The organism is Alteromonas sp. S167, from assembly GCF_036864375.1.
Classification (GTDB): domain Bacteria; phylum Pseudomonadota; class Gammaproteobacteria; order Enterobacterales; family Alteromonadaceae; genus Alteromonas.
This window is the reverse complement of the sequence record NZ_JAZETR010000002.1, coordinates 1-22,390: the sequence shown is the minus strand read 5'-3', so window position 1 is coordinate 22,390 and position 22,390 is coordinate 1. Positions and strand designations below refer to the sequence as shown.

Below are 22,390 nucleotides of genomic sequence, written 5' to 3'. Positions count from 1 at the left end.
GTTGCGTAGGGGTCAAATGGTTTGTCTGTATATTCCCAATATGCACAAAGGGTAAGACGAAAATTCATACCATTTACAACGCATTTTAAACTCAGGGCTGCATTTTAGTTGCTAGAAAAGTAAATGTGCTATATTCGATGTATTGTGAGGTTTTGCATTTAAACTGTCTTAAAAAGACAGAAAGCGTCATGGCAGCATTGTTCAAAAATATCCAATAAATGTGATATTTTTCAATAATGTTGTTTTAGTATTTTAATATAATGCCGATAGACTATTTGAATAACAGCAGCATTGTCTGAGCATAAATGGGGAAGAGTGAGTGGATTTAGCAACCGTCATTGGTATGTTGGGCGCCATCGGGTTCATTGTAATGGCCATGATATTAGGCGGCAGCTTAAGCATGTTTATCGACGTGCAATCAATACTAATTGTATTTGGTGGAACTCTATTTGTTGTCTTATCTCAGTTTACATTAGGCCAGTTTTTCGGAGCAGGTAAGGTTGCGGGTAAGGCCTTTATGTTCAAAATCGAGTCGCCCGAAGAACTTATCGAGAAAATAGTCGAAATGGCGGATGCTGCTCGTAAAGGCGGATTCCTTGCGTTAGAAGAAGCTGAAATTTCAAATGAGTTCATGCAAAAAGGCGTGGACATGCTGGTTGATGGGCACGATATAGAAGTCGTGCGTGAAACCTTATCAAAAGATATTTCCATGACGACCGAGCGACACGACTTTGGAGCATCAATTTTCAAAGGTATGGGTGACGTTGCTCCAGCGATGGGAATGATTGGTACGCTAATTGGTTTGGTTGCCATGCTATCAAACATGGACGACCCAAAAGCTATCGGGCCTGCAATGGCTGTAGCACTTCTTACAACGCTTTACGGCGCATTCTTTGCCAACGTGGTTTGTCTTCCAATTGCATTTAAACTGGCTGTGCGTGCAGGTGAAGAAAAGCTGAATCAAAGTTTGGTACTGGATGGCATAGTAGGTATTGCTGATGGGCAAAACCCGCGTGTCATTGAAGGTGTGTTAAAGAACTACCTTGCGGCCAGTAAGCGCGGCGCTGCAGAGGAAGAATAATGGCAGAAGAAGAATGCCCAAAATGCCCCCCCGAGGGGCTCCCTGCTTGGATGGGAACCTTTGCAGACCTTATGTCTCTGCTTATGTGCTTCTTCGTACTTTTATTGTCATTTTCAGAAATGGATGTGCTTAAGTTTAAGCAAATAGCAGGGTCCATGAAATTCGCATTTGGTGTGCAAAATAAAATTGAAGTAAAAGACATACCAAAGGGCACAAGCGTTATTGCTATGGAGTTTCGCCCAGGCAGACCCGACCCCACGCCCATTGAATCTATTCAACAACAAACTATTGATATGACACAGCAGATGCTTGAGTTTCAAGCCGGTGACGAGGACTCTGCTGGCGGTCGTCAAAAACAACGCGGTGAACAACGGGGTGGTCAATCGCAACAAACCGCCAGTGAGTCATCATCGTCAGCACCGCAAAGTAGCGAAGAATCTGAAACGGCTGAGTTAATGAAGAAAGTAGCCCAGCAGCTTCAAAAAGAAATATTAGATGGTTCAATTGAAATGGAGTCGTTAGGACAACAGCTCACAATTCGAATAAGAGAAAATGGTTCATTTTCTGCGGGCTCTGCATTTCTGCAACCGCAATTTCAGCCCGTGTTGAGAAAAATAGGCGGCATACTAGCTGAAGTGCCTGGTGAGATAGAAATTTCAGGTCATAGCGACGGACAACATATTGCCAATGAATTGTATCGCTCAAACTGGGATTTATCTTCGCAGCGTGCTGTAGCAGTAGCAGAGGCAATGCGTACTGCACCAGGCTTTGATGAAAGCCGTATGTCGGTTGTTGGTAAAGCCGATACTAACCCAATTGTTGAGAATGCCACGTCATCTGCTGATCGCGCAAAAAATAGGCGCGTAGAAATAAACATTAATCAAGGTAAGCCAATGCTGTCTCAGCCAATATCCGTGGTTGATCAATAGCTAACTCCAATAAAGAAGTTGGTGACCAAGTATCTATACAGAATTAGAAAAGGCGCTCTAAAGGCGCCTTTTCACTGTCTACTCAAATGAAACACATTGACTATTTTCGTACGCACATTACCTACGCAATACGTGCTAAATCATCGCGATAGTGAGGCTTTGAAATAACAAGCTGAACAGTGCTGATGGTGCGCTCTAGAAAACCGCCTTCGCAGTATTTTAAATAGTATGTCCACATACGCATAAAGCGTTCATCGTAACCATCCTTCATTAATTCGTCTTTGGCCGAGATAAACGCTTCGTACCAATGATTTAGGGTTTTTGCGTAATCAATGCCAATATCATGAAGATCGCGGATCATCATATTGGTATGCTTTTTTAAATGCGCATTTAACTGATATTGCGAAGGAAGAAAGCCACCTGGAAAGATATATTTTTGAATAAAATCAACACTGTTTGAGTAACTGTCATAACGGCGGTCGTCAATAGTGATAGATTGCAGTAACATCAAGCCATCGTCTTTTAGCAAAGACTCACACTTTTCAAAGAAATTACCTAGGAACTGCTTACCTACCGCTTCAATCATCTCAATGGATACGAGTTTGTCGTATTTTCCTTCAAGTAGACGGTAGTCTTTCTTAAGAAGCGTTACTTTGTGCTGCAGATTCTCTTTTGCAATCCACTCTGCAGCCCACGCATGTTGCTCTTCTGAAATGGTGGTAGTGGTAACTTTACATCCGTAATGCTTCGCTGCATATACGGCAAGTCCGCCCCAACCAGTGCCGATTTCAATCAGATGGTCGTTTTCATTGAGTTGAAGCTTGTCACAAATATTTTTGAGCTTGTAATTTTGTGCCTCATTTAATGTGGCATTTGGATCTGGGTAAATGGCAGATGAATACATCATCGTTGGGTCTAAGAATCGAGTATACAGTTTGTTACCCAAATCGTAGTGCGCTTCTATATTGCGCTTTGCTTGGTCTTTTGTATTTCTGCGAGTAAAGTGCTGGAGTTTATTAATCGGCATGGTTAGCCATTTAAACTTATTCTCCCACTCATCTAAAACAGGTAGGTTTCGCGCGAAAATTTGAACAACGGCTGTTACGTCGTGACTGTCCCAAAGGTCGTCCATATAAGCTTCACCTGCGCCAACACTTCCACCTAAGAGTAAACTGCGATAGGCGCGAACGTCTTTTATATTTACATTCGCCCGTAGGTTGTCATTATCATTGCCAAACTGAGCAATCGTGTCGCCACATTCTTGAATGGTTAAGCTACCGTGGGGTAACTGTTTTAAGCATTGTAAGAATATTTTCCTACAGGTCTTATCAATTAACGAGACCTCTGATGTATTAAGTAGTACAGATTCACCGAAAGACATTATTGTTGTTCCTGACTTTTTTCTGGGTGTGTATACAGCGGTGTTTTTTTTAGGAATAGTTTTAGCGCTTGCCAATAAATTCCTACCACTGTTTTTATTGTCATACTTGGTATACGTTTCATCGCGTCAGTTAGATTCGCCTCATCGAAAGTAAATCGAGTAAGGTTAAACCCCGCGCTGAACTCTTTTTTATCTCTTACGCACTCCATCGCTAATGACAGTGTACGAGACGGTTCGGATATTCGCCACCGGTATGTCATATCCATAGGATTGAAAGGCGACACATGAAATGCTTTAGGCGTGTCTTTTTGCTCTTTTAGATCAACTAAGTAATGGTGCCGTTCATTCCACGGAGTATTGCTCACTTCTGCAAGTAGATGGGTGAAGTGGCCTGATTCTTTATCTCGTAGGTAATAAAAGTTAACAGGGCTGAAGTACATACCCCACATACGAAGCTGGCCCAGCATAAATACATCGCCCTCAAGAGCTATACCGTTATTAAGCGATGTCATTTTTTGTTTTACTGCCTCATCAAGAGGGGTTGATGGGGCACCTAAATAGTCTTCACGCTTAAAACGTACGCGCGCTTTTCTATTTGCCGAAAAACGCGGTATTGTTGAAGACAGAGTGTCTAACTCGTTGCCAGACAACTTAAGCCAAAACAGATAAATGTCGTAATCGAATTTATGCTGTGTTGGCAAGAAGCGTTCGTGGAAGACTTTACCTTTGTAAATGGCACTTTCTATCACAATTGTTCACCAAAACGCGCGCAAACATCTAATGCACTTCTTACGCCGTCTTCATGAAAACCGTTGTACCAATAAGCACCGCAGAAATGTAGATTATCTACGCCGCAAATTTCGCTGCGACGCTGTTGCGCGGCAACCATTTCAGCACTGTACTGTGGGTGCGCATAATCATACTGACCAAGAATACTGTTACTGTTGATTTCAGGAGTGTTATTTAACGTAACGCAGTAGGTGTTTTTAGCTGTTAAGCGTTGCAAAATGTTCATGTCGTAGGTTACCGACGCTGGACGCATTTCTTCACTGGCATCTTCTTTTAAACGATAGTTCCAGCTGGCCCACGCCAACTTTCTTTTTGGTAGCTGCCCAATATCTTTATGCATTACAACGTCGTTTGCGGCATATGGAATACTGCCTAATATGCTTTTATGAGCGTCTGATGGCGCCGATAGCATTGCCAGCGCCTGGTCGCTATGACACGCAAATACGACATCGTCGAACGCTTCTGAATGTCCAGTTGAGTCATGAACGGTCCAATTGTCTGACTCTCGCACAACCTTGCTAACGCCAGTAGATAACTTAATCCTCGATTCAAATGGCGCTACCAATGGTGGAATGTATTGGCTGGAGCCACCTTTAATGGTGTACCATTGAGGTCTATTTGTAATATTCAGTAGGCCGTGATTGTTGAAAAATTGCAGAAAGAAGGTAAGTGGGAACCTACGTGTTTGCTCAAGACTACTCGACCATATAGCAGCACACATTGGCAGTATATAGTAGCGTGCAAAGTCGTCACTTAAGCCCAGTTCGCTAATGATATCTTCAAGTGTTAGAGAGGACGTATCTCGCTTCTCGGCAACCATTTGTTTGCACGCTTTGTTGAACTTAAGAATGTCTCGCACAATTCGCCAAAAACGCGGGCGCAAAATATTCCGTCTTTGAGCGAACAAACTATTTATGTTGTTGCCGTTGTATTCCAGGTTTGCCTTTTCGCTTTTTACTGAAAAACTCATCTCGGTAGGCTGGTAATCAACACCAAGAGACGTAATTAACTTTATAAAATTAGGGTACGTCCAGTTGTTGAAAACAATAAAACCTGTGTCGATAGCGTGTTGCTCGCCATCATCGGTGATTTGCTTTGTTGCGGTGTGGCCACCAATATAGTCGTTAGCCTCGTAAACTGTTATGTCGTTATTCTTGTTTAACAGGTGTGCGCACGTAAGGCCTGAAATGCCTGTACCCACAATAGCAATTTTTCTTGTCATTATTGGTTTCTCTACTTCTCATCTCTCATTGCTAAACCCAGTCGTTTTTTAACTGGAGTAGGTAGAATGTTCATAAATCTCAGCATATAGCCAAACACTTTGGGGAAAAACACAGATTGTTTTCCGCTTTCAATACCTTTAAGCATCGCTTTTGCTGCTTCTTCTGAGGTTATTTTCATTGGCATTTCAAAATCGTTTTTATCTGTCAGTGGTGTTTCAACGAAGCCTGGAGACACCGCTTGTACTGAAACGCCCTTGTCGTGTAAATCAACTTCAAGTGATTTGGTGAAATAGTGGAGCGCAGCTTTACTCGCACCATAAGCTTGTGTGCGTGTGAACGGCAATAGTCTTGCCATGCTATCAACAATTACCAGTTGGCTACCTTTTTTAAGTTTAGGGAGTAATGCATCAACACAATGGACAACACCAAAGAAATTAGGCTCAAATACTCGTCTAAACATGTCTGGCTCGAAACTGTCCAAGTCAACATATTCACATGTGCCTGCATTAAGAACAGCCGTGTCGAACGTTACGTCTGCTAAAGCACGCTTAGTATCATTTAAATCGGTTACATCAAATTGACATGACGTAATATTTTCATGCTTGCTTAGCTCGGCAAGTGCTTCTTCATTCCTGCCACATGCAATTATGTTGTAGTTGTTGTCAGCCGCATGTTCTGCCAACGCTTTACCAATTCCTGATGTTGCACCTGTTATTAACAATGTCTTCACTGGGCTAGCTTCCGTTTAATCTTTTTAATTACAAAACCTAACAGTGGTACGTGCTCATACACCATTTCGCCCAAATCATAATAATCTTTGTGATAAACAATAATGTCATCTTTCACCGCTAGCTGCGTTGTGCCGTCTAGGGTAATCGTTTTATCACCGCTGTTCAGCACAAGTGTCATGGTCCAGTTTGCAACATGGGTAATGCTCTTTTGGTTTTCACCACAAGGTAGAATATCGGCAATATCAAACTTACAGCTTTTGGCTTGAGTAAGTAAATTTGAAAAGTAGCCTTTTACTTCATTGAGACCAGTGTGTGTTGTGATAGGGTCGACAAAAACAATATTCTCGGCGTAAATGGCGCCTAAGTCTTCTGGAGATATCTGACAAATATCCGTGTAAATTTTACAAAAACGATCAATTACATCCATCTCAAGTCTCCACACATTATTAAATATAGTAAATGCTGATAAGTCTTTCGTAGAGGTACGCCTATATGCTCCTGCTGATATTTCATAGACTGGTACTTTTTGCAGTGAAGCGCAAGTGTTTGATTTACTTATTCGATTCTAGATAACGATGACACTATTTACATCGACAGCAAGTGGTCAGATCACGAATTTGTTCAAAAGTGTGAAAAATTTTCCCATTCGATCCAATTCGTACTCAGTTGCGTAACTGATTCTGTATTATTGGAAGTGTTATCTATGAGTGAAAATCGTTACCCATTATTTCCGCTGTCTGCACACTTACTTCCCGAGGGACGGATGGCGCTTCGTATTTTTGAACCACGCTATGTAAGAATGGTGAAGGAGGCGTGCGCTGAAAACAAAGGGTTTGTAATGTGTATGCTCAACGCGAATGGCGACAAAGAGCGTAACGAACACATACACAAAATCGGAACTTTTGCCCATGTAGTCGACTTCGATATGCTGGATGATGGGCTGCTTGGCATAAAGGTTGCTGGTTCTCACCTTGTCGAAGTGTCGAATATACAGACGGACAAGGATGATTTGAGAACCGGGATATGTGAATCGATATCCCCATGGACGTGTGATTTATCGCCTCGACAACTAGCGCCTATGGACGAGCGGCTTAAGGAAATTTTTGGGAATTATGATGAGCTTGCATCCCTATATGATGAGCCCAAGTTTGAATGCCCTACATGGGTATTGAATCGTTGGTTAGAATTGTTGCCGGTAGATGGTGCTCAAAAACAGCATTTTTTAGCACAGAGAGAATGTACAGGCTTACTTAACTACCTGTCGGCTCTTATCGCTTAAGAGGTAATAAGCTGAAATAACTGTAAAAAGTAGTTGTTATTACAAAATCGTAATCCATAAATCAAAAATTTTGCCAACGAATTAAGCCAAAACGTCGTAGAATTAACAGAACCAAAACGGAAAAGCGGACGAATCTTATGTTAGTTGGAATTCCATTGGAACAAAGCAACAGCACAATCAAACCTAAAGAGTGTGCTACTGAAATGTCTGATTACCTGGTCGCGGTTGCTGATAGTCGATGCAAGCGGTCTTTCGCAAATGTATTTAGTTATTTCGCCCCTCGCTTACGCTCGTATGCGCTGAAGCAGATGGGAAACGAAGCGCTAGCGATGGAGCTAGTGCAAGACACAATGTCAAACGTGTGGCAGAAAGCACATCTATTTAATGCCGAAAAGGGTTCACCATCAACTTGGATCTTTACCATCGCGCGAAACATTCGTTTTGATATGCTTCGTAAGCTACAGAACAGAAAAGAAGACGTATGTTCCGACGACCTTTGGCCTGTTTTGTGCGAGCAAACCGCAGACGTTAATGAAGCGCCACTTGACGAACAAGTTACGTTAGAGCAAATTGGACATTTATTTGAGTCTCTGCCCGTAAAACAGAAAGCAGTTGTCGAGGCAATTTACATCGACGGTAAGTCACAACAAGAAGTGGCTGATGAGTTAGCAATACCGCTTGGTACTGTAAAGTCTCGCACAAGATTAGCTCTTCAGCGATTAAAGGTAATGCTAAGCGATAATGATTAAGTTTCATCCAAGTTCCGAGCAAATTAAAGAGTTTGTGGAAGGAACGCTGTCACCAGCTACATCGTTAATGGTCTCTGCGCATTGTGATATGTGTGAAAAGTGCCAAAAGCAGGTTGAACTGCAAACAGAGTTACTTGCTGCCGAAATGGTGTCTAGTTTTGAGCGGCAGTCTGCATCAAACTCAGATTTCGACAGTATGCTTGCTGAGATTACGCAAATGCCGTCCTCAAGAGAAACGGACGGTTATTTGTCTACTTCGCAAAACGACGAATTCGGTTACGGAGATAAAGCTTTCGGTGCCACTACTATCGAACTTGATGGGCGCTCTTTTATGCTACCACGAACGCTTCATCGTTACATCGATAAAACCGGTAACTGGTCGAGTTTAGTGGGCAAGCTATGGCAGGCGCCTGTGGATTTAGGAAACCAAGGTGTGGCTAATTTCATCTACATGGGCCAGGGTGGCAGCGTGCCTGAACATACACACCGCGGCACAGAGTACACACTTGTCATAGACGGCGAGTTTAGCGATGGACTCAGTCATTATGATACGGGCGACTTCATTTTTATGGATGGAGATAAAACACATACGCCTAAGGCCGATACAAAAGAAGGATGTTTAGTGTTTAGCATTGTTGACCAGCCGCTGCATTTTACATCAGGTTTGGCGCGGCTGCTCAATCCATTTAGCCATCTTTTTTTCAGGTAAGAAAAGAAACAAAAAACGCACCATATGGTGCGTTTTTTTATGTTCCAAGGAAATGGAATAACTTTGTGTTAGCTAATGAAGTCACTTTCTGGGTAGTTCAACTTCAATGTCTTCATCGCGTTATCACGAAGTTCGGTTAAACCAAGCTGCTCATAACTAGAAACCATAATCTCCAACGCTTGTTGAACTTGCGTTGTATTCGGGAAGTGCTCAATAACATACCGTCCGCGGTTTGCTGCCGCAACGTAAGCTTCTCTTCGCATGTAGAATCGTGCAATCGCAATTTCATAGCGCGCTAAACGGTCTTTGATATACACCATACGCTGTTTGGCATCGGCTGCATATTTGCTGTCTGGATATTGCTGAATTAAACGACGAAAGTCTTCAAATGCTTGGCGCGATTTTGAAGGGTCTCTGTCTGTTCTATCGATATTCATTAACTCTTGGAACAAATTGCTGTCTGATTCCATATTAGTCAGCCCGCGCATGTAGTACGCGTAGTCAACATCTGAGTGGTTAGGGTTTAAACGAATAAACCGGTCGATAGTTGCAAGCGTCTCGTCATTTTTACCAGACTTGTAGTAGCTGTAGATAAGGTCGAGCTGTACTTGGTGTGACAAAGGACCAAACGGGTAACGTGAGTCAAGCGAGCTTAAAGTTTGAGCTGCGGCACTGAAGTTTCCTACTTCCATGCTTTGTTTCGCTCTGTCGTAAAGTTGCTGTGCCCCCATATTGGCAAGTACGGCTTTTTCTTCAGGGTCTGAAGAGCTGCATCCTGCGACAGATACCATAGCACCCAAAAGTACGGGGGCTAAAAAACGAAATGATTTCATAATAATTCTAGTTTCCTGCTAAACAGTTTTAATACTTCGCTGCCTAAGCTCATGTGTTAAACAACAACACTTTCGACGCATTCTAACGCACTAACGGTGAGAAAAACCATACAAAAACGTAAACAACGCAGTGTACAGCGTGAATACTTGTTATAATACCTTTTTTTAGACGTTATCAATGGTGTTATGACACAGTCGCCGAACACAATACAATTAGAAGCTTCAACAGAAGCTTCCCACTTTGGCTTACGCTTAGATCAGGTTTTAGCAGATTTGTTCCCTGAATATTCGCGTTCAAAGCTAAAAACTTGGATTCAAGATGGAAACGTTGCTGTTAATGGAGAGGTAATTACTGTTCCTCGACATAAAATGCAGATGGACGAAGTGGTTACCGTACAAGCAGAGATGGACGTTCAAGTTACCAGTAAAGCACAAGATATTGCGCTGAACATCGTGTATGAAGACGAACATATTCTGGTTATCAATAAACCTGCTGATTTGGTAGTGCACCCTGGTGCGGGTAACCCAAGCGGAACAGTGTTAAACGCGCTTCTAAATCACGTGCCTGAAATTGATAAAGTTCCTCGCGCTGGTATCGTGCACCGACTAGATAAAGACACAACAGGGTTAATGGTGGTTGCTAAAACCATTCCTGCGCAAACCCACCTTGTGGACCAGCTACAGCGCCGTGAAATGAGTAGAGAGTATGAAGCGGTTGCGCTTGGCACAATGGTAGCGGGGGGAATTGTAGATGCCCCCATAGGTCGACATGCGACTAAGCGAACTCATATGGCGGTTCGCGAAATGGGTAAGCCGGCGGTTACACATTTCCGCGTAATTGAAAAATTCCGTGCGTACACCCACTTAAGACTAAAACTTGAAACAGGCCGCACTCACCAAATCCGCGTTCATATGGCGCATATTAAGCACCCATTACTTGGCGACCAAGTGTATGGCGGGCGACCTCGTTTACCAAAAGGTGCATCAGAGGCGTTTATTGGTGCATTAAGAGGGTTCCAGCGTCAGGCGTTACATGCAGCGCAGTTGTCACTGTTTCACCCCGAAACAGAAGAATGGATGACATGGAAAGCGCCTTTACCGCAAGACATGCAAGACTTGCTGAAAGCAGTCAAGCAGGACTGCTTGGACAATCCTGAGGATATGCTTTAACACCATGTCAAACGCGCTCAACGTAATTACACCAGAATGGGATTGCCCCGATAACGTTATTGCTTATACTAGCACGCGTGCTGGTGGTGTAAGTATAGGCGACTTCTCTGGCTTAAATGTTGGCGCTCACGTTGGTGATGATTTGCTTTTCGTAAAGACAAATCGTCATCAGCTTCCACACAATGAGAAAATTACGTGGCTTGAGCAAGTACACGGAAACAAGGTCGTTTCGCTTCCATCTGTCGATACCACCGCTGATGCTGCAGTATCATCAAACCGCAATTTCTATTGTGCAATAATGACGGCAGACTGCGTTCCAATTCTATTGTGTGATAAGGATGGAACCCAAGTAGGGGCTGTTCATGCAGGATGGAAGGGATTAGAAAATAACATCATTGCTAATGCGATCCGCGCTTTTAAATGTGAGCCAAATAATATTATGGCGTGGATTGGTCCTGCAATATCTCAACGTTGCTATGAAGTTGACACTAACGTAGCCAGTCGTTTTTCGGCTTTTGATAATGTGGTGCAGCCAAGTGCAGACCAGGGAAAGTTTCTGCTAAACCTGCCTGCTATAGCTCAACAACAGCTTCAAAATGCCAATGTTTTCTCTGTTACAAATAGTGGCTTATGCACATATTCAAGGCAGGACTTATTTTATTCTCATCGATTCGCAACACATCAGAACAAAAGGTCAACAGGCCGAATTGTTAGTGTTATCGGGTTGTCCTAAATCAAACTTCTCTCTAAAACCCACACTTTTTTTGCGGTTCTTTCAATATCCTACTTGAATCACTATTTATAAGCTCCCATAAATAAACCATTACCAACGTTTCATCTGTTAGGTTGAGATTATGAGACTAGATAGATTTACCAGCAAATTTCAGCTCGCGATTTCCGATGCACAATCTTTAGCTTTAGGCAGAGATCATCAATACATCGAGCCAGTACATCTAATGACTGCCATGCTAAATCAGCAGGGCGGATCAGTGCGTCCACTGCTTGACCAAGCCAACATAAATGTTAACGCATTGCGTAGCGCATTAAGCCAAGCCATAGAGCGTTTGCCTCGAATTGAAGGCATTGGTGGAGACGTACAGCTTAGTAAAGACAGCGGCATCTTATTAAATTTGTGCGATAAAATAGCGCAACAGCGTAAAGATGAATACATCACATCGGAGATATTTGTTCTTGCAGCGCTTCAAGACAAAGGGCGTTTAGGTGAAATCTTAAAAAGCCTTAACGTGACGAAAGACAGTGTGGAGGCAGCCATTGATGACATGCGTGGTGGGCAGACGGTAACCGACCCTAACGCTGAAGACGTTCGCCAGGCGCTAGAAAAATATACCACCGACCTTACTGAGCGCGCTGAGCAAGGTAAATTAGACCCCGTTATCGGACGAGACGACGAAATTCGCCGAACCGTGCAAGTGCTGCAACGCCGCACAAAGAACAACCCTGTGCTTATTGGTGAGCCGGGCGTAGGTAAGACTGCTATTGTTGAAGGTTTAGCACAGCGAATTATCAATGGTGAGGTACCGGAAGGTCTAAAGAATAAGCGGGTGCTTGCTTTAGACATGGGCGCACTTGTAGCTGGCGCCAAGTATCGTGGCGAGTTTGAAGAGCGTTTAAAAGCGGTGCTTAATGAGTTGGCCAAGGAAGAAGGGCGCGTAATTTTGTTCGTGGACGAGCTTCATACCATGGTAGGCGCTGGAAAAGGCGATGGCGCTATGGATGCCGGCAACATGTTAAAACCAGCACTTGCCCGTGGCGAACTTCACTGTGTGGGGGCCACTACATTAGATGAGTACCGCCAGTATATTGAAAAAGACGCTGCACTAGAGCGTCGTTTCCAAAAGGTGTTGGTAGAGGAGCCTAGCGTTGAAGATACCATCGCCATTTTACGGGGTCTGAAAGAACGCTATGAACTGCATCACTCTGTCGATATCACCGACCCAGCAATTGTTGCTGCAGCCAGTCTTTCTCACCGCTACATTAGCGACCGTCAGCTTCCCGATAAAGCTATCGATTTAATTGATGAAGCGGCGTCTAGCATTCGCTTGCAAATAGACTCTAAACCAGAAGATATGGACCGTTTAGAGCGCCGAATTATTCAGCTTAAGTTAGAAGAGCAAGCACTCGCTAAAGAAACCGATGACGCCAGTCACAAACGGCTAGAAATGATAGAGCTTGAACGTGAACAGGCTGAAACACGTTACAGTACTTTGGAAAAAGTGTGGCTAGATGAAAAAGATGCCATGCAGGGAACACAAACCATAAAAAGTGAGCTTGAACAGGCGAAGCTTGATTTAGAAATAGCGCGTCGTGCGTCTGATCTCAATCGTATGTCAGAGCTACAATATGGGCGAATACCTGAGTTAGAAGCGAAGCTAGAGCAGGCTGCCGAGAATGAAACGCGCGAGACAACGCTGTTGAAAAACAAAGTAACAGACGCAGAAATTGCTGATGTGTTGTCGCGTTGGACGGGGATCCCTGTTGCAAAAATGCTTGAAGGTGAACGTGATAAGTTGTTGCGCATGGAAGATGTATTGCATAAACGCGTAGTAGGGCAACAGGAGGCGGTTCAGGCTGTGTCTCATGCTATTCGACGTTCACGGGCGGGCCTTGCCGATCCTAATCGTCCAATTGGTTCGTTCTTGTTCCTGGGGCCAACAGGCGTAGGTAAAACAGAGCTATGTAAAGCGTTAGCGGGATTTATGTTCGATACCGAAGATGCCATGGTTCGTATAGATATGTCAGAGTTTATGGAAAAACATTCCGTGGCAAGGCTGGTGGGTGCACCTCCTGGTTATGTAGGCTACGAAGAAGGAGGTTACTTAACCGAAGCTGTTCGTCGTAAACCCTATTCGGTCATTTTATTGGATGAGGTTGAAAAGGCACATCCAGACGTATTCAACATTTTGCTTCAAGTGTTGGATGACGGTCGTTTAACTGATGGACAAGGACGCACAGTAGACTTTAAAAATACCGTTGTGATCATGACGTCTAACTTAGGTTCGGACATCATTCAAGATAAACACAACGAAAGTCAGTATGACGATATGAAGGCGTCGGTAATGAGCGTGGTGGGGCAGCATTTCAGGCCCGAGTTCATTAATCGTGTGGATGACATTGTGGTATTCCATCCATTAGGCAAAGAGCAAATTAAGTCTATTGCTAAAATTCAGCTTGCCTCGTTGCGTGCAAGACTTGCTGAAAAAGGGTACAAACTGACCTTGTCTGCCGCAGCCATGGACAAGTTAGCCGACGCAGGTTTCGACCCTGTGTTTGGCGCAAGGCCGCTTAAACGTGCTATTCAAGTGCAAGTGGAAAACCCACTCGCCCAGCAATTGCTAGCGGGTGAGCTATTGCCTGAGTCCACCATTCGAATTGATGCAGATGACAGTGGCTTATTTGTATTGAACCAATAATGCTGTGAAAAGCGGCATCGAGAACATTTGAAAAACATAACGAGAGGGCAGCAGAAATGTTGCCCTTTTTCTTTTGCGCTTCATTTTTAGCAACGCAGTGGTATGGTAACCACTCAACCATGGCCGAATAAAAAAGAGAGAATTCATGCGAAGTACAGACGTTATCGAAAGGTTCATAGGCATTATTGGTGAAGATAACGTTGCTACTCAACCTCAACAAACTGAGCACTATAGAAAAGGCTGGCGTAGTGGTGAAGGAGAGGCGCTTGCGGTGCTGTTTCCAAAAACACTTTTAGCCTGTTGGCAACTTTTGGAAGTGTGCGTGGAAGCTAATTGCATTATTATCATGCAGGCAGCGAAAACAGGGCTAACGGAAGGCTCTACCCCCAATGGTAACGACTACGATAGACCGGTAGTTATCATAAACACGCTTGCCATGGACGAAATAGTTCTACTTAACGGCGCGAAGCAAATAATCAGTTTTCCAGGTGCAACACTTCACAAGCTTGAAGGTATGCTTAAACCATTTAAGCGCGCCCCACATTCTGTTATTGGCTCGTCGTGTCTTGGTGCATCAATTGTTGGTGGCATTGCTAACAACTCAGGTGGAGCATTGATTAAAAGGGGCCCTGCATATACAGAGCTTTCACTGTTTGCACAGGTAGATAAATTCGGAAAACTGCAGCTTGTCAATCATCTTGGTATTGAGCTAGGCGAATCGCCCGAAGAGATCCTCACAAATTTAACCAATGGAAACTTTGATAAAACGCAATATCAAACCAGCAGGAAGGCCTCTGCAAGTGATTATGACAGTATTGTAAGAGATGTAGACGCAAACACACCAAGTCGCTACAACGCCGATCCATCCCGCCTTTTTGAAGCCAGCGGCTGTGCCGGAAAAATAGCTGTGTTCGCAGTGGTACTCGATACTTTTCCAATGCCTGAACAAGAGCAAACGTTTTACATAGGTACCAATGATGCAAGCGTGCTTACAGAGTTAAGGCAGCACATGCTAAAATATTTTACGCATTTGCCTGAGGTAGCAGAATATCTTCATCGCGATATGTTCGATATCGCTGATAAATATGGCAAAGACACATTTCTAAGCATCTATCATTTGGGCACATCATTTTTACCAAAGCTGTTTGCTGCGAAAGGGAGACTAGATGCCGTTCTAAACAAAGTCTCTTTTCTGCCTTCGTTTCTGTCCGATCGTATCATGCAAGCGGTAAGCTCGCTTTTTCCTGATCACTTGCCTAAGCGTATTAGGGCGTTTCGCGATAAATACGAACACCATCTCATTCTTAAAGTAAGCGATGAAGGAATTAGGGAAGCCCAACAGTATTTAAGCGCATTGTTTAAGGAAGATAATGCTAAAGGCGCATACATTACTTGCACTGAAAACGAAGCCCAAAAGGCATTTTTGCTTCGCTTTGCGGCAGCAGGCGCTGCGGTAAGATATCAAACTCTAAAAGACAAATCGGTGGGAGACATTCTTGCTTTAGATATTGCGCTTCGTCGTAATGACTCACAATGGGTGGAAACACTGCCAGCCTCTATCGCTCAATATATCGATAAGTCACTGTATTACGGCCACTTCTTCTGTCATGTGTTTCATCAAGATTACGTGCTTAAAAAGGGCGTCGACGCCAAAAAAGTAAAGCAAGATATGTTAATTCTGCTTGATTCTAGAGGGGCGAAATACCCCGCTGAGCACAATGTAGGGCATTTGTATCAGGCAGAAGATGCGCTGGTAAAGTTTTATACATCGTTAGATCCCACCAACACGTTTAATCCCGGCGTTGGTGGGATGGAGAAACATAAGCGTAACTGCTCATGCTGCTGACTTGAATTCTAATACGGCCTTAAGCGCATAAGGAGCTGTGGCGCTTTGTTAGAGGCTATCAAGTAACTCTTGAGCTTTTGGGCGTAGAAAGAAAGGGCGCTCTACGTTAACTGCAAACTCTAGCTCTTTTCTTGCTTCATCAATGCGCTTCAGTTTCGCTAACGTGAAGCCCAGATGATAGCGAATGTTCGGGTTGCTCGCGTCTCTAGAAAATGCATCGCGAAGCATTTTTAAGCTACCTTCATAGTCACCCTCTAGTGCTTTAATATGCCCAAACGTATCAAGCACGCGTGCCGACGTTGGTTGCAATTCGTAAGCTTTCACTGCGTATGCTTTAGCTTTTTCAAGTGAACGGTCCATTGTCATAAGCGCAAGACGGTTATGTGCTTCTGCAGGGTTCAGCAGTCCAGGTTCTTCAATAAGTGATTGGTAAAGTTGTATAGACTCATCAAAAACTCTAATAAAGAACAAATACTGCGCCAGCAGGTTTTTCGCAAGCAAGTTGCTATCATCTTTTTTTACTAGGTCGCGAGCGGTGTTCAAGAATGTTTCTACGTGCTCTTCATTAAGGGCATAGTTGTAGATAGCAATAAATGCCTGTGCAAAACGTGGGTCTATATTCAACGCTTCTTTGTAGTGTTTAACCGCGGTATCACTGCTACCGTTATTTGCAGCTAGCCTACCTTTTAAAAAGAAATACACTGGGTTTTGGCGCTGTGTGTTAGGAACAGACGCCAACAGTGAAGCAGCTTTGTTGTTATCCTGTAGGTCTAATAATAGACTTGCGTAGCGTAGGGTAACGAAGGTGTTATTGTTAGAAACGGAATAAGCGGTTTCCATTGCGCTTTTAGCAGCATCACTATCACCAATAGTTCGCATCAAGTCAGAGTACGTAAGTAACTTGTCTGGCGCTTCGTTAATGAAGTTTTTCACAATGCTTAAGGCTTTTTGTGCATCAGCCATTTTATTAGCGGCTAACAGCAGTTGCGCCTTGCGCAGTAAGAAATCTGCATTGTCAAAATCGTCTTTCAACAGTAAATCAAGATGGTATAGGGCGCTTTTTGTATCACCTTGCTGCTGATAAAGACGAGATAAACGCTCTCGTGCACCTACGTTTGACGGTGTGAGTGTTAGAATATCGAGATAAATTTGCTTTGCTTCTTCTATTTCACCTCCTCTTGTTAAGTTGAAGGCCTTAAGAAGTAACGTTTCGTTGTGCTGAGGAGACAGCTGAAGCAATTCCTCTACAAGTTTGTTTGATGCGTCAACGTTGCCAAGCCTACTTTCTGTTGCCGCTAAATTGAACTTAGCTGGAAATAGGGTGGGGTTTGCTTCCAACGCTTTTTCTATATTTAATTTGGCTTGGTCAAGCTGTCCTTGGCGAATTAGAATCCCTGCTTTTAAGTTATAAACTTCAGCCTCTTCTGGAAATATTGAACTTAATAGCTCGGCACCTTTAAGTGCTTTATCAAACTCACCCGCTTGAAGGTTCATCAAAGAGTATGTAAACAGAAAGCCCGCGTTTTCAGTGTATTTTTCTAAATTACTTTCTAAAATATCTAACGCTTGCTGCTGTTTGCCGCGTGCGGCCATTAGCTTAATTTTAAAAAGTTGCAGTTTTCCTTCGCTTGGAAATTGCATTTCTAAGTCAGATAGCAAGCGTTCAGCTTTAAACGCCTTTTTCTGACGAATAAATAGGTCACCTAGCAGCAGCGCTGAATCTACATCAGACATAAGTGCCGACTGATGTCTCTCTAGCAATCCTAGTGCTTGTTTATCTTGCTGTGTTGCAATGTAAACTTGGCTCAGCATAAGTACAGCTTGAAGATCATCGGGCTCTTTCTGCAGGTAAGCGTTAAAGTCTTTTGCTGCAGTTTCCATATTATTGTTGAAGAAGTTAGTTAAGCCGCTAATGTAAAGCAGCATGGGCTGTGAAGTAATGAGTTCGGGGTCAAGTTGCGCCATAAACTCATTGAGTTCTTTCAACTTTGTATTGTCAATGGCTTGCTCGCTGTCGCGGCTTTGAAGCCAGCTGTTTAATAGTATGGCCAACGGGTCGTTGGGCGTATCTTCAATAATTTCGTCAACAAACAACTTTGCTGTGTCGTAGTCTTTTGCCTCTAGATAAAGATCTACAAGGTTTCTAAGTGCTATGGGGTCGTCTCGGTTAAAAGATAGCGCTTTTTGTAAATTGGCAGTAGCAGCGTCTGTATTACCCTGACGGTAAGCAAGTTGACCTTTCAAGCGCCAAGTAATCGCGTTTTCCGGTTCGAGTGAAATAGCATCATCTATTAACGCTTGCGCTTTTGCCAGCTCTTCATTTTGTAGTGCAATTGATGCAAGGCCATTTATTGCCGGTACAAAGTTTGGAGAACTTTTAACAATGGTATTGTAGTCACGAAGGGCACAGGCTTCGTCCTCAAGACGCAGGCACGCCGTTGCTCTAATGAGCAGCCACTCTCGCTCAGCGTCGCCAGATAATCGCTCTAGGTTGGTAAACTCAACAATCTCTTTGTATTTGTTAAGAAATAGCCACGTATTTCCGAGGGGCTCAGCTAACAGGTTTATATCTGCACCCATTTCAAGCGCTTCTACAAATTCCATTTCAGCGGCAGTTAAATACCCGTTAATTAGCAGTATCTCGCCCATAAGTAGTTTAGCGGCTAAATTTTCAGGGTCTTTTTGTAGGCTATTCTTTAAGTGTATATAGGCCTCGTCGTATTCGTTCTTATTAAATGAAGAAAGTGCTTTTTCATAGTCTTCAGATGTTGTAGCAAAACTAGCACCGCTAAATGAAAGCATTGATGTAACAGCGAGTGACAGTAAGGTGCGATTGAATACACGTTTTTTATTGAGCAAGATGTCCATGAGTACCTATATTTCCACCTGACGAGGGGTATTTTTATGCATAAAAAAAGGTGGCTAAAGCCACCTTTTAAAGATACGTGTTTTCTGTTTAATTTTAAACAATTAAACGCGACGTTTACGTCTATATAGCAACAAACCAAGACCTAAGCTCATTAGTGCTAGCGCACCTGGTTCGCTTACTTCTGTTGCTGGGGTTTGTTGAGTCATTGAAACACCAAGAGACGACAGCTTTAACTCTACACTGTTGAACTTGCTCGAAGCATTATCGTCAAAAATGGTATTGTATGCGCCGATTAACCAATATTTAGCGCTACCAGTTATACTCGTGAATGTTGATTCATATAACCCGTTTGAACCTATTGTGCCGACGCCAAAATGGCCAAGTGTGTTATCTACAATCGCGCTTTTAACGCTGTTCCATGTAGAGCTAGCTTTGTTGGTGATACCAGCGATATTGTCAAGGCCAGCAACGGTTACTTCTTTGCTTCCGTTATTGCCCACAACCCAAGTGAAGGCAGCATTTTCAAGCGTTACTGATTCACTGAATGATAGTAAAAACATATCGAAGTCTCTACCATAACCGTCACCGCTATTATCAACTGCGTGACTGTCACCACCCCAAGAGTAATCGCCATTTTTTATGCCGTATCCTTTATGTCTATTCTGTGTGGTACAGCCATTTTTCCCGAGTGTACAATTCCACCAGCCTTCTATATCGCCTTTTTCTAAAATATTGTCTGGATTGCCTGTGTAAGAGTCTGACCATGCTGTAATTCCAACATTAACTTGAACGCCGTTTATTTCAATCGACGTGCTGCTGTTCTGAGCATTTGTTGTCTGTGTGTAATTAGCACTGCCATTAGGGTTGGCTAGCGTGTATCGTGCATCATATTTCGCACTGGCAAGGCTTGAATCTGAACCGAAAGCCGATGAACTTACGGCAAGTAAAAGTAATGTTAGCGATGTAGAAAACTTCATATCTTTTAAAACTACCAAATAGCTTATTTAGGGGTACTTACCCATTTTATGCTAAATGCGTGCCAGTTTTTAAGTTATTGGTTTTTATCGATTTTTATCTTGCTTTGGTAAAGGGAGATAACGCGGGGTAAAAAAAGCTGACAGTAGAAAACTGTCAGCTTTATTCTTTGGTAGGGTGATATCTTATCTGTTAATGCGCTGCTCGTTTTCTACGCCACATAACTAGCATGCCAGACGCGAATAGTAATCCTATGGTCCCTGGCTCGCTCACTGCAGTAGTTGTTGGTGGCGTTGGTGTTCCGTCCACTGAAAAACCGATACTCGTTAGCTTGAACGCATCATTAGTTGAGTAACCGCCAATATCGCCGAATACTTTATTGTACGCACCTACAAGCCAGTATTTTGCCGATGTATTAATGGCAAACTCAGATTTGTATTTTAAATGCTCATCGGTTGTGTCACATTTTTCTACATTATAAGAGGCTGTTAAGGCGTCCCCTACAATGCTGCTCCAAGTGCTACTACCAGATGTCAAAGAACTGATGTTGTCTAGAGCGGCAACAGAAACCTGTGTATCGCTTTGACTGTATGCCCATGAAAAGCCAGCACCCTGCAACGTGACTGAGTCAGAGAACGAGAAAAGGACAAAGTCAAAGTCTTGCCAGTTGCCACTTACTGTATTCATATTATCAATGGCATGGTCGGGAGAGTTGTGGCTGTACTCCCAATCTTGGTTTGTAACACCGTACCCATACCAATCTGAAATCTTGTACGTATTTGCACCTACAACAATGTCGTCATTACTGCCAAAAGTATCGGCCCAGCCGCTGATAGAAATATCCACACCGCCTATCGCAACGTCTGATGACGTGGTGGATGTGCTCTCGAAAACGCCTTTATCGACAAGGTTATAAACATTCTCACCAAGAGGCGAGTTACACTCGATACTAGTAGATTGGGTACTCGTACCGCAACCGCTGTAATTATAGTTGTACCAATTACCGGCAATTGCGTTGTTCGCTATACAAGTAGTAGACAACGCCAGGCAAATTTTAACAATGGAACTTAACCGCATATCAATTAATCCTATTACAATTGAGTGGGTAAGCGCCTCTTGCGCTCTGAGCGCGAGGAACTTCAACATGGAAATCGGATTCTAATATGTATAAGGAGTGTGTTGGGTATGCGAACCCATACGATGTTATGGAGTACGTTTATCAACGCTATCTCATGGATGTATACAGACAGCTATGCGAATAACGCTAGATATGAAATAATTACTACAGATTAAGTTGAAAAACGAGGACATATGTCTGAACAGAAGAGAAAAGGAATCTACTTGCTTCCTAACCTATTAACAACTGCGGGCCTATTCTCAGGTTTTTTCGCCGTTGTGTCTTCAATGAACGGCCGCTTTGAAGCAGCTGCGGTCGCAATTTTTGTGGCAATGATATTTGATGGGTTAGATGGACGTGTAGCTCGAATGACCAATACACAAAGTGATTTCGGAGCAGAATACGACTCGATGGCCGATATGGTGTCTTTCGGTGTTGCGCCTGCGCTTGTTGCTTACAACTGGGGGTTGACCGAATTAGGTAAACTCGGTTGGTTGGCCGCATTTATATATGTTGCTGGTGCTGCTCTTCGTTTAGCACGTTTTAATACGCAAGTTGGCATCGCCGATAAACGTTTCTTTCAGGGGTTAGCAAGCCCAGCCGCTGCGGCTGTTGTTGCTGGTCTTGTTTGGGTTGGCGTTGAATATGACGCCGTTGGTACTGATTACGGCCTTATTGTAGCTGCGGTTACTGGGCTGGCAGGTTTGCTAATGGTGAGTAACTTTAAGTATAACTCTTTTAAAGAAGTAAACTGGCACGGAAAAGTACCGTTTGTGGCTCTTCTACTTATATTGCTTATTTTTGTAATTGTCGCCACAGAGCCAGCGCTTGTGCTGTTTATGGTATTCGCTCTTTACGCGTTGGCAGGTCCTATCAATACTTTCCGCACCGTAGAGAAGGTGACACTTGATGATGTAGTAGGTGATCACGAAGAAGATGCTGACTTTCAAGTAACAAATAGCGACGTTAGCAGTGGTAAAGCCAGTGACAACACAAAATAACATTTAAAATCGAGCCAAATACCCAAAATTGGTTTGATAATAAACGTATTGATTAAAAGGTGACCTCTTGGTCGCCTTTTTTATGTTTTATTAAAAAAGAGTGTTGACGGCTTAATGATAATGCGTAAAATGCGCGCCTCCTCAACAGGGAACAGCGATAAGCTTTCAACTAATGAGGAAGTCAAAAACCAAGTTTAAAAATAAATAAACAAAGGTGTTGACAAAAAAAAGATGCGCTGTAAGATACGCATCCGCTTCGAGAGAGGCAGCTGGCAAG

The 22,390-nt window shown here is 43.3% G+C and carries 19 protein-coding genes; 10 read left to right on the top strand and 9 right to left on the bottom strand.

Translation table 11 applies throughout. The annotated features are described in order from the left end of the window. Positions 1 to 319: 319 nt before the first annotated feature. Together pomA and V7R35_RS03305 are read left to right on the top strand one after the other, a co-directional pair. Positions 320 to 1,081, top strand: a complete 762-nt coding sequence (gene pomA / locus V7R35_RS03310; protein ID WP_334013289.1) for a flagellar motor protein PomA — start codon at positions 320 to 322, stop codon at positions 1,079 to 1,081. Continuing rightward, entirely contained in the window at positions 1,081 to 2,010 is a 930-nt protein-coding gene (locus tag V7R35_RS03305) for a flagellar motor protein MotB (RefSeq protein WP_334013288.1), read from the top strand. The genes pomA and V7R35_RS03305 overlap by 1 nt, the downstream gene beginning before the upstream one ends. Before the next feature lie 121 nt (positions 2,011 to 2,131). Here V7R35_RS03305 and V7R35_RS03300 read toward each other — a convergent pair whose 3' ends face one another. Genes V7R35_RS03300 through V7R35_RS03280 form a run of 5 tightly spaced genes read right to left on the bottom strand, consistent with a single transcriptional unit; the run spans position 2,132 to position 6,561 of the window. After that, on the bottom strand, positions 2,132 to 3,391 hold the full coding sequence (locus V7R35_RS03300; RefSeq protein WP_334013287.1) for a cyclopropane-fatty-acyl-phospholipid synthase family protein: 1,260 nt from the start codon (positions 3,389 to 3,391) through the stop codon (positions 2,132 to 2,134). Beyond that, positions 3,391 to 4,140, bottom strand: a complete 750-nt coding sequence (locus tag V7R35_RS03295) for a DUF1365 domain-containing protein (protein WP_334013286.1) — start codon at positions 4,138 to 4,140, stop codon at positions 3,391 to 3,393. The genes V7R35_RS03300 and V7R35_RS03295 overlap by 1 nt, the downstream gene beginning before the upstream one ends. Beyond that, a complete protein-coding gene (locus tag V7R35_RS03290) occupies positions 4,137 to 5,402 on the bottom strand; it encodes an NAD(P)/FAD-dependent oxidoreductase (RefSeq protein WP_334013285.1) in 1,266 nt (421 codons plus the stop codon). The genes V7R35_RS03295 and V7R35_RS03290 overlap by 4 nt, the downstream gene beginning before the upstream one ends. Before the next feature lie 11 nt (positions 5,403 to 5,413). Then, positions 5,414 to 6,133: an SDR family NAD(P)-dependent oxidoreductase gene (locus tag V7R35_RS03285; RefSeq protein ID WP_334013284.1), complete on the bottom strand. Its 720-nt coding sequence runs from the start codon at positions 6,131 to 6,133 to the stop codon at positions 5,414 to 5,416. After that, entirely contained in the window at positions 6,130 to 6,561 is a 432-nt protein-coding gene (locus V7R35_RS03280) for a nuclear transport factor 2 family protein (RefSeq protein WP_334013283.1), read from the bottom strand. Before V7R35_RS03280 ends, V7R35_RS03285 begins: the two co-directional genes overlap by 4 nt. A gap of 276 nt (positions 6,562 to 6,837) precedes the next feature. On the opposite strand from V7R35_RS03280, the gene V7R35_RS03275 reads away from it, so the two are divergent. The 3 genes from V7R35_RS03275 to V7R35_RS03265 all read left to right on the top strand — a co-directional run bounded on the left by V7R35_RS03275 (position 6,838) and on the right by V7R35_RS03265 (position 8,871). After that, a complete protein-coding gene (locus tag V7R35_RS03275; RefSeq protein WP_334013282.1) occupies positions 6,838 to 7,413 on the top strand; it encodes an LON peptidase substrate-binding domain-containing protein in 576 nt (191 codons plus the stop codon). A 137-nt stretch (positions 7,414 to 7,550) separates the two neighbouring features. After that, the gene (locus V7R35_RS03270; protein ID WP_334013281.1) at positions 7,551 to 8,162 is read left to right on the top strand and encodes a sigma-70 family RNA polymerase sigma factor; all 612 of its coding nucleotides are present in this window, start codon (positions 7,551 to 7,553) and stop codon (positions 8,160 to 8,162) included. Beyond that, on the top strand, positions 8,155 to 8,871 hold the full coding sequence (locus V7R35_RS03265; RefSeq protein ID WP_334013280.1) for a ChrR family anti-sigma-E factor: 717 nt from the start codon (positions 8,155 to 8,157) through the stop codon (positions 8,869 to 8,871). The genes V7R35_RS03270 and V7R35_RS03265 overlap by 8 nt, the downstream gene beginning before the upstream one ends. Before the next feature lie 68 nt (positions 8,872 to 8,939). Here V7R35_RS03265 and V7R35_RS03260 read toward each other — a convergent pair whose 3' ends face one another. Beyond that, complete coding sequence (locus V7R35_RS03260; protein WP_334013279.1) at positions 8,940 to 9,704, bottom strand: outer membrane protein assembly factor BamD; 765 nt, start codon at positions 9,702 to 9,704, stop codon at positions 8,940 to 8,942. 186 nt (positions 9,705 to 9,890) lie between these two features. Here V7R35_RS03260 and rluD point away from each other — a divergent pair, with 186 nt between their 5' ends. From rluD to dld, 4 genes are all read left to right on the top strand, one after another. After that, complete coding sequence (rluD, locus tag V7R35_RS03255; RefSeq protein ID WP_334013278.1) at positions 9,891 to 10,874, top strand: 23S rRNA pseudouridine(1911/1915/1917) synthase RluD; 984 nt, start codon at positions 9,891 to 9,893, stop codon at positions 10,872 to 10,874. Between the two features lie 4 nt (positions 10,875 to 10,878). After that, entirely contained in the window at positions 10,879 to 11,607 is a 729-nt protein-coding gene (pgeF, locus tag V7R35_RS03250; RefSeq protein ID WP_334013277.1) for a peptidoglycan editing factor PgeF, read from the top strand. A 121-nt stretch (positions 11,608 to 11,728) separates the two neighbouring features. Then, positions 11,729 to 14,305, top strand: coding sequence for an ATP-dependent chaperone ClpB (gene clpB / locus V7R35_RS03245; RefSeq protein WP_334013276.1), 2,577 nt, complete (start codon positions 11,729 to 11,731; stop codon positions 14,303 to 14,305). Positions 14,306 to 14,450: 145 nt separating this feature from the next. Continuing rightward, positions 14,451 to 16,151, top strand: coding sequence for a D-lactate dehydrogenase (gene dld / locus V7R35_RS03240; protein ID WP_334013275.1), 1,701 nt, complete (start codon positions 14,451 to 14,453; stop codon positions 16,149 to 16,151). Positions 16,152 to 16,199: 48 nt separating this feature from the next. Here the strand turns inward: dld and prsT are convergent, their stop codons facing one another. The 3 genes from prsT to xdp1 (V7R35_RS03225) form a co-directional block, all read right to left on the bottom strand. Next, entirely contained in the window at positions 16,200 to 19,019 is a 2,820-nt protein-coding gene (gene prsT, locus V7R35_RS03235; RefSeq protein WP_334013274.1) for an XrtA/PEP-CTERM system TPR-repeat protein PrsT, read from the bottom strand. 102 nt (positions 19,020 to 19,121) lie between these two features. Beyond that, the gene (gene xdp1 / locus V7R35_RS03230) at positions 19,122 to 19,997 is read right to left on the bottom strand and encodes an exosortase-dependent surface protein XDP1 (RefSeq protein WP_334013273.1); all 876 of its coding nucleotides are present in this window, start codon (positions 19,995 to 19,997) and stop codon (positions 19,122 to 19,124) included. Positions 19,998 to 20,187: 190 nt separating this feature from the next. Further along, on the bottom strand, positions 20,188 to 21,072 hold the full coding sequence (gene xdp1, locus V7R35_RS03225; RefSeq protein ID WP_334013272.1) for an exosortase-dependent surface protein XDP1: 885 nt from the start codon (positions 21,070 to 21,072) through the stop codon (positions 20,188 to 20,190). A 234-nt stretch (positions 21,073 to 21,306) separates the two neighbouring features. Here xdp1 (V7R35_RS03225) and pssA point away from each other — a divergent pair, with 234 nt between their 5' ends. Continuing rightward, entirely contained in the window at positions 21,307 to 22,113 is an 807-nt protein-coding gene (gene pssA / locus V7R35_RS03220; RefSeq protein ID WP_334013271.1) for a CDP-diacylglycerol--serine O-phosphatidyltransferase, read from the top strand. Positions 22,114 to 22,390 lie beyond the last annotated feature (277 nt).

Coding starts and splice junctions, on each gene's coding strand:
- pgeF (WP_334013277.1), top strand. CDS start 10,879: ATGTCAAACGCGCTCAACGTAATTACACCAGAATGGGATTGCCCCGAT.
- pssA (WP_334013271.1), top strand. CDS start 21,307: ATGTCTGAACAGAAGAGAAAAGGAATCTACTTGCTTCCTAACCTATTA.
- V7R35_RS03305 (WP_334013288.1), top strand. CDS start 1,081: ATGGCAGAAGAAGAATGCCCAAAATGCCCCCCCGAGGGGCTCCCTGCT.
- V7R35_RS03270 (WP_334013281.1), top strand. CDS start 7,551: ATGTTAGTTGGAATTCCATTGGAACAAAGCAACAGCACAATCAAACCT.
- V7R35_RS03260 (WP_334013279.1), bottom strand. CDS start 9,704: ATGAAATCATTTCGTTTTTTAGCCCCCGTACTTTTGGGTGCTATGGTA.
- V7R35_RS03300 (WP_334013287.1), bottom strand. CDS start 3,391: ATGTCTTTCGGTGAATCTGTACTACTTAATACATCAGAGGTCTCGTTA.
- clpB (WP_334013276.1), top strand. CDS start 11,729: ATGAGACTAGATAGATTTACCAGCAAATTTCAGCTCGCGATTTCCGAT.
- V7R35_RS03280 (WP_334013283.1), bottom strand. CDS start 6,561: ATGGATGTAATTGATCGTTTTTGTAAAATTTACACGGATATTTGTCAG.
- V7R35_RS03265 (WP_334013280.1), top strand. CDS start 8,155: ATGATTAAGTTTCATCCAAGTTCCGAGCAAATTAAAGAGTTTGTGGAA.
- V7R35_RS03275 (WP_334013282.1), top strand. CDS start 6,838: ATGAGTGAAAATCGTTACCCATTATTTCCGCTGTCTGCACACTTACTT.
- xdp1 (WP_334013272.1), bottom strand. CDS start 21,072: ATGCGGTTAAGTTCCATTGTTAAAATTTGCCTGGCGTTGTCTACTACT.
- xdp1 (WP_334013273.1), bottom strand. CDS start 19,997: ATGAAGTTTTCTACATCGCTAACATTACTTTTACTTGCCGTAAGTTCA.
- rluD (WP_334013278.1), top strand. CDS start 9,891: ATGACACAGTCGCCGAACACAATACAATTAGAAGCTTCAACAGAAGCT.
- prsT (WP_334013274.1), bottom strand. CDS start 19,019: ATGGACATCTTGCTCAATAAAAAACGTGTATTCAATCGCACCTTACTG.
- dld (WP_334013275.1), top strand. CDS start 14,451: ATGCGAAGTACAGACGTTATCGAAAGGTTCATAGGCATTATTGGTGAA.
- V7R35_RS03290 (WP_334013285.1), bottom strand. CDS start 5,402: ATGACAAGAAAAATTGCTATTGTGGGTACAGGCATTTCAGGCCTTACG.